General features: G+C 49.1%; 13 protein-coding genes and 1 pseudogene. 12 read left to right on the top strand and 2 right to left on the bottom strand.

All coding sequences use genetic code 11. The features are described from left to right. The first annotated feature begins 287 nt into the window (after window positions 1-287). The 5 genes from FIT99_RS06785 to cimA all read left to right on the top strand — a co-directional run bounded on the left by FIT99_RS06785 (window position 288) and on the right by cimA (window position 5,883). Window positions 288-779, top strand: coding sequence for a urate hydroxylase PuuD (locus FIT99_RS06785; RefSeq protein ID WP_140003588.1), 492 nt, complete (start codon window positions 288-290; stop codon window positions 777-779). 62 nt (window positions 780-841) lie between these two features. Then, window positions 842-2,032, top strand: a complete 1,191-nt coding sequence (locus FIT99_RS06780; RefSeq protein WP_189524715.1) for an aspartate aminotransferase family protein — start codon at window positions 842-844, stop codon at window positions 2,030-2,032. Window positions 2,033-2,054: 22 nt separating this feature from the next. Then, window positions 2,055-2,975, top strand: a complete 921-nt coding sequence (argF, locus tag FIT99_RS06775; RefSeq protein ID WP_140004680.1) for an ornithine carbamoyltransferase — start codon at window positions 2,055-2,057, stop codon at window positions 2,973-2,975. A gap of 110 nt (window positions 2,976-3,085) precedes the next feature. Next, window positions 3,086-4,309 carry an argininosuccinate synthase gene (locus tag FIT99_RS06770; RefSeq protein ID WP_140003586.1) on the top strand — a complete coding sequence of 408 codons (1,224 nt, stop codon included), beginning with the start codon at window positions 3,086-3,088 and terminating at the stop codon, window positions 4,307-4,309. Between the two features lie 5 nt (window positions 4,310-4,314). Continuing rightward, entirely contained in the window at window positions 4,315-5,883 is a 1,569-nt protein-coding gene (gene cimA, locus FIT99_RS06765; protein ID WP_140003585.1) for a citramalate synthase, read from the top strand. A gap of 28 nt (window positions 5,884-5,911) precedes the next feature. On the opposite strand, the pseudogene pagP reads toward cimA, so the two are convergent. Together pagP and FIT99_RS06755 are read right to left on the bottom strand one after the other, a co-directional pair. Beyond that, window positions 5,912-6,346, bottom strand: a pseudogene (gene pagP, locus FIT99_RS06760) (lipid IV(A) palmitoyltransferase PagP); the annotation flags it as partial. Window positions 6,347-6,466: 120 nt separating this feature from the next. Continuing rightward, window positions 6,467-7,252: a helix-turn-helix transcriptional regulator gene (locus FIT99_RS06755; protein ID WP_140003584.1), complete on the bottom strand. Its 786-nt coding sequence runs from the start codon at window positions 7,250-7,252 to the stop codon at window positions 6,467-6,469. A gap of 119 nt (window positions 7,253-7,371) precedes the next feature. Between FIT99_RS06755 and leuC the strand changes: the two genes are divergently transcribed. From leuC to asd, 7 genes are all read left to right on the top strand, one after another. Further along, the gene (gene leuC, locus FIT99_RS06750) at window positions 7,372-8,778 is read left to right on the top strand and encodes a 3-isopropylmalate dehydratase large subunit (RefSeq protein WP_140003583.1); all 1,407 of its coding nucleotides are present in this window, start codon (window positions 7,372-7,374) and stop codon (window positions 8,776-8,778) included. 12 nt (window positions 8,779-8,790) lie between these two features. After that, on the top strand, window positions 8,791-9,429 hold the full coding sequence (gene leuD / locus FIT99_RS06745) for a 3-isopropylmalate dehydratase small subunit (RefSeq protein WP_140003582.1): 639 nt from the start codon (window positions 8,791-8,793) through the stop codon (window positions 9,427-9,429). 89 nt (window positions 9,430-9,518) lie between these two features. Beyond that, window positions 9,519-10,589: a 3-isopropylmalate dehydrogenase gene (leuB, locus tag FIT99_RS06740; RefSeq protein WP_140003581.1), complete on the top strand. Its 1,071-nt coding sequence runs from the start codon at window positions 9,519-9,521 to the stop codon at window positions 10,587-10,589. Window positions 10,590-10,676: 87 nt separating this feature from the next. Continuing rightward, window positions 10,677-10,988: a pyrimidine/purine nucleoside phosphorylase gene (gene ppnP / locus FIT99_RS06735; protein WP_140003580.1), complete on the top strand. Its 312-nt coding sequence runs from the start codon at window positions 10,677-10,679 to the stop codon at window positions 10,986-10,988. A 100-nt stretch (window positions 10,989-11,088) separates the two neighbouring features. Beyond that, complete coding sequence (locus tag FIT99_RS06730) at window positions 11,089-11,583, top strand: YajQ family cyclic di-GMP-binding protein (RefSeq protein ID WP_140003579.1); 495 nt, start codon at window positions 11,089-11,091, stop codon at window positions 11,581-11,583. 16 nt (window positions 11,584-11,599) lie between these two features. Continuing rightward, on the top strand, window positions 11,600-11,719 hold the full coding sequence (locus tag FIT99_RS06725) for an entericidin A/B family lipoprotein (RefSeq protein ID WP_140003578.1): 120 nt from the start codon (window positions 11,600-11,602) through the stop codon (window positions 11,717-11,719). A 44-nt stretch (window positions 11,720-11,763) separates the two neighbouring features. Continuing rightward, window positions 11,764-12,876 (top strand): aspartate-semialdehyde dehydrogenase, encoded by a 1,113-nt coding sequence (gene asd / locus FIT99_RS06720; RefSeq protein WP_140003577.1) that lies wholly within the window; start codon window positions 11,764-11,766, stop codon window positions 12,874-12,876. Window positions 12,877-13,080: the final 204 nt, after the last annotated feature.

Genomic DNA, 13,080 nt, shown 5'->3' with positions numbered 1-13,080 from the left:
GATCCTACGCACTAACTTGTCAAAAAAAGGCTTTTGCGGTAATCTCTGACCTTAATCAGAAATGGTTTAAAACGAGAAAAAAACGAATCCTGACTTGAGGTTAGAACAAACAATTGAGAGCGTTTGTCTATCCATGTGCAGATAGTCAGCCACACTTTGTAATTCATAATCGGGGTGCGTATGAAAAATCCGCTGGAATCTGTTGCTGGATCCGTCATTTCAGGCTTGCTTTTAACCTTAGCGCTGGTTTTTTTTCTTAAGAACTTTATTGTAGCGGGAGCTTGATCATGGAATTAGTGCCGGCAATCGCGCGATGGATTCATCTTTTGGCAGGCGTGACCTGGGTAGGCCTACTGTATTATTTTAACTTGGTACAAATGGCAGGCCTCAAAGCGGCTGCCGCTGATGGCACCGCTGCAGGCATCAATAAACACATTGCACCTCGCGCTTTGCTCTGGTTTCGCTGGTCCGCTGTGGTTACTTGGGTGGCTGGGGCGGCCTTGTTGGGGCCACATTTTGTCGACGCGTTTGCCCTACGCAATGGTTTTGAATTGATCGGCGTCGGTGCTTGGTTAGGCACCATTATGTTGTTTAACGTGTGGGTATTGATTTGGCCAAATCAGAAAAAGATTCTTGGTTTTGTGCCCGCAGATGAAGCGCAGAAAAATCAGGCACGACGGGTAGCGATGTTGGCCTCACGCACCAATTTGATGCTCTCACTGCCGATGTTGTTCTTTATGGCAAATGGCTTGAGTCATCGCGCAGCACTCGGTTTTTAGCAGGTTTAAGGCGTTTACGGCGGCTTAAGCCGCCGTTTTTGTTTTTTGAAAAAGGGTTTGAAATGCATTCGGAACACTTAATGAACACCTATGGTAGACAGCCGGTGACTTTTGTCAAAGGTGAGGGCGTCTGGTTGACAGATACTGCCGGTGATCGCTATCTGGATGCGCTGTCCGGGGTGGCCGTGAATGGTTTAGGGCATGCCCACCCTAAATTTGTCGCCGCATTGAATGCGCAAATTGCCAAGTTGATTCATGTGTCTAATATCTATCAGATTGCAGAGCAATCGGCACTGGCTGACAAACTGGCTGCGCTCTCGGGCATGGACCGTGTATTTTTCTGTAATTCTGGCTGCGAAGCCAATGAAGCCGCAATTAAATTAGCGCGTTTGTATGGACACAACAAAGGTGTCGATCATCCGGAAATTATCGTGATGGACCAAAGTTTTCATGGCAGAACCATGGCCACCTTGTCTGCCACAGGTAACCGTAAAGTGCAGGCAGGTTTTGAGCCCTTGGTCAGCGGATTCCTGCGGGTTCCTTTTGATAACCTGGAAGCTATCAAAACGATTGCTTCACACAAAAACAACGTCGTCGCCATTCTGGTAGAGCCGGTGCAAGGCGAAGGTGGCATTCATATTCCTGCTAGCCTCAAAGCCTACCTCCAAGGATTGCGCGAGATCTGTGATGCCAACGGCTGGCTATTAATGGTTGATGAAGTGCAGTCTGGGATTGCCAGAACCGGCACTTGGTTCGCCTTTCAGCACGCGGGGATCTTGCCTGATGTGATGACCTTGGCCAAAGGGCTGGGTTCTGGCGTGCCGATTGGTGCTTGTGTGGCGCGCGGGGTGGCTGCTGAGACCTTCGTGCCGGGCAAACATGGTTCCACCTTTGGTGGTAACCCATTAGCTTCGGCAGCGGGGCTGGCCACCTTGGATATCATCACAGAAGAAAAACTGCGCGAGAACGCTGAAGAAGTCGGTGGCTACATTCGTCAACAATTTCTCTCTGCGCTCAAAGACGAGGCGGGCGTAGTGAATGTGCGTAACGCCGGCATGATGATCGGCATCGAGCTGAATAAACCTTGTGCTGAGTTGGTTAAGCAGGCGTTGGCCGCCAAAGTGCTGATTAACGTCACCTCTGAGAAGGTTATTCGTTTACTGCCACCGCTGGTGATGAATAAACACGAAGCGGATGAACTGGTGGGTAGACTGGCACCGTTGATATTGAATTTTTTAAAGGCGAGTGCTTGATCAAACAAGTACCTTACACATGATGAGTATGAAACACTTTTTGCAGTTTAATGATCTGACCCGCGATGAAATTGAACATATATTTGCCCGCGCAAAGTGGATTAAATCGCAGTTTAAGGACTACAAGCAATATTGGCCTTTGGTTGATCGCACCTTGGTGATGATTTTTGAAAAAGCCAGTACACGGACTCGCTTGTCGTTTGAAGCAGGCATGCAACAGTTGGGTGGCTCGGCCATTTACCTGAATACGCGTGACTCACAGCTGGGCCGCGGCGAGCCGGTAGAAGATGCGGCGCAAGTGATTTCACGGATGAGTGATATCGTCATGATTCGTACCTACGAGCAAAGCATTATTGAACGTTTCGCGCAAAACTCACGTGTGCCGGTGATTAACGGCCTGACTAACGAGTATCACCCTTGCCAAATCCTTGCCGATATTTTTACTTTTATCGAGCATAGAGGTTCGATTCAAGGCAAAACCGTCGCATGGATCGGCGACAGCAATAACGTTTGTAATACCTGGCTACAGGCGGCTGAAGTGCTGGATTTTAATGTGCATGTGTCAACGCCACCCGGTTACGAGGTCGAGCCTGAGCGCGCTAATTTGTATGGCACTTCGCACTTTGAGTCTTTCGCTGACCCCATGGAAGCCGCACGTGACGCCGACTTGGTGACCACGGATGTGTGGACCTCAATGGGTTTTGAGGCAGAAAACGAAGAGCGCCGCAAAGACTTTGCGGATTGGCAAGTCGACGAAGACATGATGAAAGTCGCCAAAGCCGACGCGGTGTTTATGCATTGCTTGCCAGCACATCGCGGTGAAGAAGTCTCCGCCGAGGTGATTGATGGCAAACAAAGCGTGGTATGGGACGAGGCAGAGAATCGCTTGCATACGCAAAAGGCCCTCATGGAATACCTGCTGCTAGGCAAGGTTGCTGCATAACAGGTGGCGATGACAAGCGTCTGGCGGCGCGAAGCCGCCACATGCGGTATTAGTTAATATAAACGGCTTGCGCAGACAAGCCAGATGAATTCAGTATTGGGATAATTTAGATGAGCGATATTAAAAAAGCGGTGTTGGCGTATTCTGGCGGTTTAGACACTTCCGTCATTTTGAAGTGGCTGCAAGACACCTATCAATGTGAAGTCGTTACTTTTACCGCTGACCTCGGCCAAGGCGAAGAATTAGAGCCGGCGCGCGAAAAAGCCAAAAAGTTTGGCGTTAATGAAATTTATATTGATGACCTGCGTGAAGAGTTCGTGCGTGATTTCGTGTTCCCGATGTTTCGTGCCAATACGGTCTACGAGGGAGAATACTTACTCGGTACCTCTATCGCACGTCCGCTGATTGCCAAGCGTTTAATTGAAATTGCCAAAGAAACCAAAGCGGATGCGATTTCACATGGCGCGACCGGCAAGGGTAACGACCAAGTGCGTTTTGAATTGGGCGCATACGCCCTCAACCCAAACATTCAAATTATTGCGCCTTGGCGTGAGTGGGACCTGTTGTCACGTGAAAAACTGCTGGCCTACGCAGAGCAACACGGCATTCCGGTGGATATGAAGCACAAGCAAGGCGGTAGTCCATACTCTATGGATGCCAACTTATTGCATATTTCTTACGAAGGCCGTCACCTTGAAAATCCAGCAGCAGAAGCCGAAGAAGACATGTGGCGCTGGACAGTGTCACCTGAAAAAGCCCCAGATGCTGCTGAATACCTCGATATTGAATTCAAACACGGCGATATCGTTGCCTTAAACGGCAAAGCCATGAAAGCGTATGAGATTCTGGCCGAGCTGAACCGTATTGGCGGCAAACATGGCGTCGGACGCCTCGACTTGGTTGAAAACCGTTATGTGGGGATGAAATCACGCGGTTGCTACGAAACGCCAGGCGGCACCATCCTACTCAAGGCACACCGCGCCATTGAAAGCATTACCCTAGACCGTGAAGTCGCGCATTTGAAAGACGATTTAATGCCCCGTTATGCAAGCCTCATTTACAACGGTTACTGGTGGAGCCCAGAGCGCATTGCGTTGCAAACCTTGATTGACCATACCCAAGCCACAGTCAACGGCTGGGTGCGAGTCAAACTCTACAAGGGTAATGTGATTGTGGTTGGACGTGATAGTCAGACCGATTCTTTATTCGATTCTACGATTGCTACGTTTGAGGATGACAAAGGCGCTTATGACCAGAAAGATGCTGGCGGCTTTATTAAGCTGAATGCATTGCGCATGCGAATTGCCGCTAACCTGCACCAACGCAAAAAGTAATTTTTATGGCCAGTCGTCGTGTCATTGCCTACGACTCCACGCTGCGCGATGGCGCGCAAGCGCAGGGAGTGTCTTTTTCAGTTGAGGATAAGCTCAAGGTCGTGCAACGCCTAGACCAACTGGGTATTGGCTACATTGAGGCAGGCAATCCGGGTTCTAATCCCAAGGATTTGGAGTTTTTTGCCCGTGTCGGCGAGTTGGCATTGCAACATGCCAAAATCATCGCTTTTGGCAGTACACGTCGGATTGGCATTGCGGCAGCTGAAGACAAAAATCTGCAATCATTACTGTCTGCCAATACGCAGGCAGTGGCTATTTTTGGCAAAAGCTGGGATTATCAGGTCACAGACATCTTGCGCACCACCTTGCAAGAAAACCTCGCCATGATTGGCGACACCATTGCTTTTTTAAAAGCGCAGGGTAAAGAAGTGGTGTTCGATGCCGAGCATTTTTACGATGGCTACAAAGCCAACCCTGACTACGCCATGCAAACGCTACAAGCTGCTGTGGCAGCAGGCGCAGATGTGCTGGCTTTGTGCGACACCAACGGCGGGACTTTTCCAAATGAAGTGTTTACCATCACACAAACCGTGGTGGCGCAGTTTCCAGCGGTGCAGATCGGTATTCATTGTCATAACGATTGTGAGATGGCCGTTGCGAACTCAGTTGCGGCTGTCCAAGCGGGCGCTATGCAAGTGCAAGGCACCATTAACGGCATTGGCGAGCGTTGTGGAAATGCCAATCTGGTGTCTATTATTCCTAATGTGCAGCTCAAACTTGGGATAGCTTGTATCTCTGAAAGCCAATTGAGCGATTTAACGGCGGCCGCGCGCTTTGTGAGTGAAGTGGCCAATGTGGCTTTCAATGACAAAGCCGCATATGTTGGCCAAGATGCCTTTGCACATAAAGGCGGCATGCATATTGATGCTGTCAATAAAAACCCCAAATCCTATGAGCACATCAGCCCGACGGTGGTCGGTAATGAGCGTCATATTCTGGTGTCTGAAGTGGCCGGGCGGGGCGCCATATTGCGTAAGTTGCAGCAAATTGACCCCACGCTGACAAAAGAATCTGCTGCCGCGATCAACATTTTGGAGCATTTAAAGGCGCTGGAACATGAGGGCTATCAATTTGAAAATGCTGAAAGCTCTTTTGACGTGCTGATGCAAAAGTTACTGGGTAAATTTGAGCCGTTTTTTAGTCTCAAGCAATACAACGTGAATATCTATGAGCCCTCAGCGGATGGCCTCAACTCCTCAGTCAGTATCCATCTGCACGTTAAGGGTGAGGAGGCTGCTGCAACAGCGCAAGGAGATGGACCGGTGAATGCGCTGGATCAGGCCATGCGCAAGGCATTAGAGCCCTTTTACCCAGCCATTAAAGAGATCAAACTAGTGGATTATAAAGTGCGCGTGTTGGATTCAAATTTGGCGACGGCGGCAAAAGTGCGTGTATTGATTGAGTCTACAGATCAGCACACGACATGGGCGACCATGGGGGTGTCTTCAGATATTATTCAGGCATCATGGCTGGCACTCAAAGATGCCATTGAATATCAGTTACTGCGCAGTTAGTGTTGGCGCTGTATCACAAACATTGCCACTAAAATGCGACGGTCGACCACATAAATAGGACATTGCCGTTGCCTTTTGTGCCGGGGATGTAGGTGGCATTGAGATTCACCCGGTTATAACCGACCGCGGCAATCGGCAATAGTATGGGCAGTGGCACATAGTGAAAATCACTTCTTGCGGTGAAGCTAACGGTAAGGCCTAGCCCTGCATTCAGGCTTTTTGCATCGCCAATCAGATTTTTGACATGACCGTAACCGACAATAGGCTCCCAATCATCATGTGAGTCTTTAAACGCCATCACATAATATCCATCCCAGTTGCTGTCTGCGTCTCGCAAGGATTTGCCAATTCCCAAACCCCAAGCTCACTCATTAAATGAATTTATTTTGTCTTCTCTGTACATACTTCGATTGTGATAAGCCACAAGCGGTAAATAGAGATCTATTTGATCTGCCTGCGCCCATACATTGCTTAGGTGGCTGTTTAGTTGCTGGTGCCAACTGCTTTTAGTCCCTACGTATTATTAAAATTAATAACATCCATAATTGGATGAGAATTGCGCAAGTTTTGAATGTTTTGTCCCTTATGCCAACGGCTGTAGTAGCACTAATTTCAGTTGTTCTTGCTCTACAGGTCTCAGCGTCACTTGTTGAAATTGGATCAATCCGTGAATAGGATGTTGAAACGCTCGGAGTCCGCCTTGCCGCTCGAGCACATCGTGTTGCTTCCAAAATTGTGAGAATTCTGCGCTACTACTTAATTCAATCACCAGTTGTTTGATTTCGGCTTCTTCTAGCCGAGAACGGCAATCCGCTCTAAATTCAGCCACAAGTCTGCGCGCGCGCATCTCCCAATTGACCACAAACAATCGCGCTATGGGCGACATAAACACAAAGCGCATTAAGTTAGGTCGCGTTGCATCCGTCCAAGGGATGTCCAGTAACCCGCTAAATAAGTCTTCAGCCGCTGGATTCCAGGCCAAAATATCCCAGGTTCGGCCCATGATGTAGGCAGGCAGCTGCATTTGGCTAAGCATGGTGACCAGCGTGTCCGGCGCCGTATCTACCTCGCTTTGCTGGCCTTGCGGATCGCGTCTGTCGGCCATGTCAAACAAATAGCTGCGTTCCGACTTGCTTAATTTCAACGCAGTCGCCAGCCTATCCAGCGCATCTGGCGAGACGTTGACCTCGCGTGCTTGCTCTATCCAGGTATACCAAGTCGCACTGATCCCGGCCAGTTGAGCGACTTCCTCGCGGCGCAAGCCTTGGGTACGTCGGCGGGAGCCAGAAGGAAAACCAAAGGCTTCGGGTGAGCCTCGTTGTCGCATCGCTTGCAAAAATTCGGCCAATTCTTGACGTCTTGTATCCATTTGATTTGTTTATCCTATTAGTTCTAATACTAGTATATTCTATCTTCTTGTAAGGGTATTAAAACTTAGGTATTCTGCGCAAAGTTTATCAATCGTTGTGTGGTATGAAAGGAATTGTGATGGCAGGCAAAACGCTGTACGACAAATTGTGGGAATCGCACGTGGTGCGCCAAGAGGAAGATGGCACATGCTTAATCTATATTGACCGGCATCTGGTACACGAAGTGACCAGCCCCCAAGCATTTGAGGGGTTACGTATCGCTGGCCGCAAGCCGTGGCGTAATTCTAGCATTGTGGCCAACCCTGATCATAATACGCCCACCAAAGATTGGGATAAAGGCATTGAAGATCCGATCTCACGCCTGCAAGTTGAAACGCTAGACAACAACATCAAAGAGTTTGGCGCGCTGGTGTATTTTCCTTTTAAAAACAAGGATCAAGGCATCATCCATGTTATCGGGCCTGAAAACGGTACGACGTTGCCTGGCATGACCGTGGTCTGCGGTGACAGCCATACTTCAACGCATGGTGCATTTGGCGCACTTGCACACGGGATTGGCACATCTGAGGTTGAACATGTGCTGGCCACGCAAACGCTGGTGGCGAAAAAGTCTAAAAGCATGCTGGTGCGCGTAGATGGCCAACTGGGTAAAGGCGTGACAGCCAAAGACGTTGCGCTGGCGATTATCGGCAAAATTGGCACGGCTGGTGGTACGGGCTATGCGATTGAATTCGGCGGCGAAGTGATTCGTGGCTTGTCGATGGAAGGCCGCATGACACTGTGTAATATGGCGATTGAAGCTGGCGCACGTGCCGGACTAGTTGCACCAGATGCAAAAACAGCGGCCTATTTGGAAGGCCGTCTGCATGCTCCTAAAGGCGATCACTGGACGAAAGCCGTCGCTTACTGGGATACGCTCGCCTCTGATGTGGATGCCGCTTACGATACCGTTGTTGTATTAAATGGTGACGAGATCGCGCCACAAGTGACTTGGGGTACCTCCCCGGAGCAAGTATTGCCCATTGGCTCTACGGTGCCAGACCCTGCTACCGAAACGGATGCGACAAAACGCACCAGTATCGAAAATGCGCTGAAATACATGGGCTTAACGGCCAATACGCCGCTAGATCAAATTCAACTCGATAAAATTTTTATTGGTTCATGCACCAACTCGCGCATTGAAGACTTACGTGCAGCCGCCGGCGTGGCTAAAGGTAAAAAAGTGGCCAGCACAATCAAGCTGGCGATGGTGGTTCCTGGCTCTGGTCAAGTAAAGCGTCAGGCAGAGGCTGAAGGCTTGGATAAGATTTTTATTGAAGCTGGTTTTGAATGGCGCGAACCGGGTTGCTCGATGTGCCTGGCGATGAACGCTGACCGACTGAGCCCCGGTGAACGCTGCGCTTCTACCTCCAACCGTAACTTTGAGGGTCGTCAGGGACCAGGGGGACGTACGCACTTGGTGAGCCCAGAAATGGCGGCCGCCGCTGCTATTGCCGGCCATTTTGTTGACGTGCGTAGCGCATAACAGGAGAACATAATGAAAGCCTTTAATACTTTAAATGGATTGGCATGCCCGCTGGATCGCGCCAATGTGGATACCGATGCGATTATTCCAAAACAGTTTTTAAAATCGATCAAACGCTCAGGCTTTGGTCCTTATCTGTTTGATGAATGGCGCTACACCAATTATGGCGAGCCGGGCATGGATTGCAGCACGCGTCCGCTAAACAAAGATTTTGTGTTGAACCAGCCGCGCTATCAGGGCGCGCAAGTGCTGTTGGCGCGTGATAACTTCGGTTGTGGCTCTTCACGCGAGCACGCGCCATGGGCGATCGAAGATCAAGGTTTTCGTGTGATCATCGCGCCAAGCTTTGCTGATATTTTCTTTAATAATTGCTACAAAAACGGCATTTTGCCGATTGTCGCCTCTGCTGAGCAAGTGGATATTCTGTTTAAAGAATGTTTGGCGAATGAGGGATATACGCTCAATGTAGACTTGGCTTCGCAAACCGTGACCACGCCCTCTGGGCAGACATTTAGCTTTGAGATTACGCCAACCCGTAAACACAATTTGCTCAACGGTTTGGATGAAATCGGCCTGACATTGCAACATGCAGAAGAAATTCGTCGTTTTGAAATTAACCATCAGCAAGCGCAACCCTGGTTGTTCGCCTAGCGCGATAAGCGTGATGCCTCCACCAGAGGCATTTTGCTGCGTTATTTGACATTCTGTTAGACCAACATTGAATCATTAGGAACTTAAACATGGCTTTAAATATTGCTGTATTGCCCGGTGATGGCATCGGCCCAGAAATTATCGCGCAAGCGTTGCGTGTGCTTGAAGTGTTAAAAAATGAAGGTCTGGACATGACCTTTACTGAGGCGCCATTGGGCGGACAGGCCTATGACCAGTTCGGTCATCCATATCCAGAGTTCACACAAGAAGTCTGCCGCAAGGCCGACGCCGTATTGCTCGGCGCTGTGGGCGGGCCACAATATGACAATCTGGATCGTCCACTGCGCCCTGAACGTGGTTTGCTGGCGATTCGTAAAGATTTAGGTTTGTTTGCTAACCTGCGTCCTGCGGTATTGTTCCCAGAGCTGGCAAATGCCTCGACCTTAAAACCAGAAGTGGTGGCAGGCTTGGATATCATGATTGTGCGTGAATTAACCGGTGACGTGTATTTTGGTCAACCCCGTGGCATGCGTACCAATGAGCAGGGCGTGCGTGAAGGTTTCAACACCATGATTTACAGTGAGCCAGAAGTGCGCCGCATTGCGCATGTGGCTTTCCAGATCGCCATGAAACGGCAGAAAAAATTGTGCTCTGTCGACAAGGCTAACGTGCTTGAAACCACAGAGTTCTGGAAAGAAATCGTGATTGATGTGGCTAAAGAGTATCCAGAAGTTGAGCTCAGCCACATGTATGTCGACAATGCGGCCATGCAGTTGATTCGCAATCCAAAACAATTTGACGTGATGGTGACCGGCAATATTTTTGGTGATATTTTGTCAGATGAGGCTTCCATGTTGACCGGTTCGATCGGCATGCTGGCTTCTGCCTCACTCAATGAGAGCAAAAAGGGTTTGTATGAGCCATCGCATGGCTCTGCGCCAGATATTGCTGGTAAAAATCTGGCTAACCCAATAGCGACCATTTTGTCGGTCGCCATGATGTTGCGTTACAGCTTTGATAATGAGGCGGCCGCAACGCGCATTGAAAACGCTGTTAAAAAGGTGTTGGCTGCGGGCTATCGCACGGGCGATATTTACGAGGCCGGCACTAAAAAAGTGTCTTGCTCTGAGATGGGTGACCAGATCGTCGCAGCGCTTTAATGGGGTGTTAGCGGGGGCATATTCAGCCGCCCGCTATGCCGGTTGACGTATGATATAGTCGTAATCAGCAATCGATAGGAATGAAAAATGGCACAATTTGACCATGTCAGTGTAAAGAAAAAAGCAAACGTTTATTTTGATGGTAAGTGTGTCAGTCACACCGTGTTGTTTCCAAACGGCACCCGTTGTACGGTGGGGGTGATTTTTCCAAGCACTTTGACGTTCAATACAGGCTCTCCAGAGTTGATGGAAATTAATGACGGGGTGTGTAAAGTCCGTCTAAAAGAGGAGGATCACTGGACGACCTATCAAGCAGGTGACAAGTTTACCGTGCCAGGGAATTCTAGTTTTGATATTGAAGTGTCAGAAACCGTAGACTACGTTTGCCACTTTGAATAAGCCTTCCGCATGTTGTGCCTGAGCGTTCAGTGAGGGGTTTTTAAACACATCCAACGCGCGAGAGGTGCAACTGCTGGTTGCAAAAGAAGAGAGAATAGAGATGCCTAGCTTTGATATTACATCCGAAGTCGATATGGTCAACTTGAAAAATTCCATCGATTCGTCTGTGAAACAGATCACCAATCGATATGATTTTAAAGGCACGTCGGCTAAAGTTGAGTTCAACGAAAAAGACAAAGTCATTACCTTGTATGGCGACAACGACTTTCAGCTGGATCAGGTAAAAGATATTTTATTACCGGCCATGGAAAAAAAAGAACCAGAGTCTTCTAAGCGACTGGAGCACAAGGATGTGCAAAAAGTCTCGGGCAACAAGGTTAAACAAGAGTTAATCGTGCGTGATGGTATTGATAGCGATCTGGCCAAAAAAATCACTAAGTTGATTAAAGATAGCGGCATGAAAGTGCAGGCCAGCATTCAGGGGGATACCGTGCGGGTGAATGGCGCGAAGCGAGATATGCTGCAAGAGGCGATTGCATTCGTGAAGAAAAGCATCACAGATTTTCCTTTAAAATTTGGTAATTTCAGAGATTAATGGTTGGGAGAGCAACATGACAAAATGGATAGCACTGATGGTAACGATGGTTGCGCTGACAGGCTGTAACACCATCAACGGAATGGGCAAAGATATTGAGCAGGCCGGTGAAGCTGTTCAGAAATCTTCCAAATAATGTAATTTTTGTGCCGGTTGATCCGGCTGAAATATCGGGTAGCTATGTTAAAAGTAGGGTTTGTTGGCTGGCGTGGCATGGTGGGCTCCGTCCTCATGCAACGCATGATGCAGGAAAATGATTTTGCGGATATTGAGCCGCAATTTTTTACCACCTCGCAAACAGGTGGCGCGGCGCCTGACATCGGTAAAGACTCGCCTGCATTGCAAGATGCAAAAAATATCGATGCGCTCCGTCAAATGGATGTAGTGCTGACCTGCCAAGGTGGCGACTACACCAGTGAGGTGTTTCCTAAATTGCGCGCAGCCGGTTGGAACGGCCACTGGATTGATGCAGCCTCCACTTTACGCATGGAAAAAGACGCGGTGATTGTGCTTGATCCGGTGAATATGCACGTCATTCAAGACGCGATGGCCAATGGCGGTAAAAACTGGATTGGCGGCAACTGTACCGTGTCTTTGATGTTGATGGCCTTAAATGGTTTGTTTAAAGCCGATCTGGTCGAGTGGGCCAGCTCCATGACCTATCAGGCGGCTTCTGGTGCCGGCGCGCAAAACATGCGCGAATTGATCAAGCAAATGGGCGTGATTCATGCTTCGGTGACCGATTTGTTGGCAGACCCTGCCTCGGCTATTTTGCAGATTGATAGAACTGTTGCAGAAACACTCTTGAGCGAGCAATTACCCAGTGCACACTTTGGTGTGCCATTGGCGGGGAGCCTGATTCCGTGGATTGATAAAGATCTTGGCAATGGGCAGAGTAAAGAAGAGTGGAAGGGCGGCGTTGAAACCAACAAAATTTTGGGCCGTGAAGCGAATCCGATTGTGATTGATGGTTTGTGCGTGCGCATTGGCGCGATGCGCTGCCATTCGCAAGCGCTGACCATCAAGCTGCGTCAGGATGTACCGATGGATGAAATCAACCAGATGTTGTCCGAAGCCAATGAGTGGGCGCGCGTAGTGTCAAATCAGCGGGAAGCCAGTATGAATGAGCTCACTCCCGCGGCGGTAACAGGCACACTAACGACGCCGGTGGGCCGTCTGCGCAAGCTAGCGATGGGGGGCGAGTATCTGTCTGCATTCACAGTGGGTGACCAATTGTTGTGGGGCGCCGCTGAACCATTACGTCGAATGCTGAGGATTCTGGTTCAAGCTTAAGTAATTGATTAAACAGCAGCCCGTAAAGCCATGATTTATTAATGAAATCAGGGTCTTTTCGGGCTTTTACTTTTTAGAGAATCCTGTTTAATGAGGATGGTAGCTTCAAATCGTTGTGTTTATTGCCTACAAGCCGCCTGGGCGCGCTTGCGTGGCTGTCTGAATGATGCTATTTTGACAAACGCCATGAATTAATAAGGGTTA

The sequence above is a fragment of the Methylophilus medardicus genome, assembly GCF_006363955.1.
Classification (GTDB): domain Bacteria; phylum Pseudomonadota; class Gammaproteobacteria; order Burkholderiales; family Methylophilaceae; genus Methylophilus; species Methylophilus medardensis.
The sequence above is the reverse complement of the archived record's forward strand: the minus strand, read 5'-3'. Positions and strand labels throughout refer to the sequence as shown.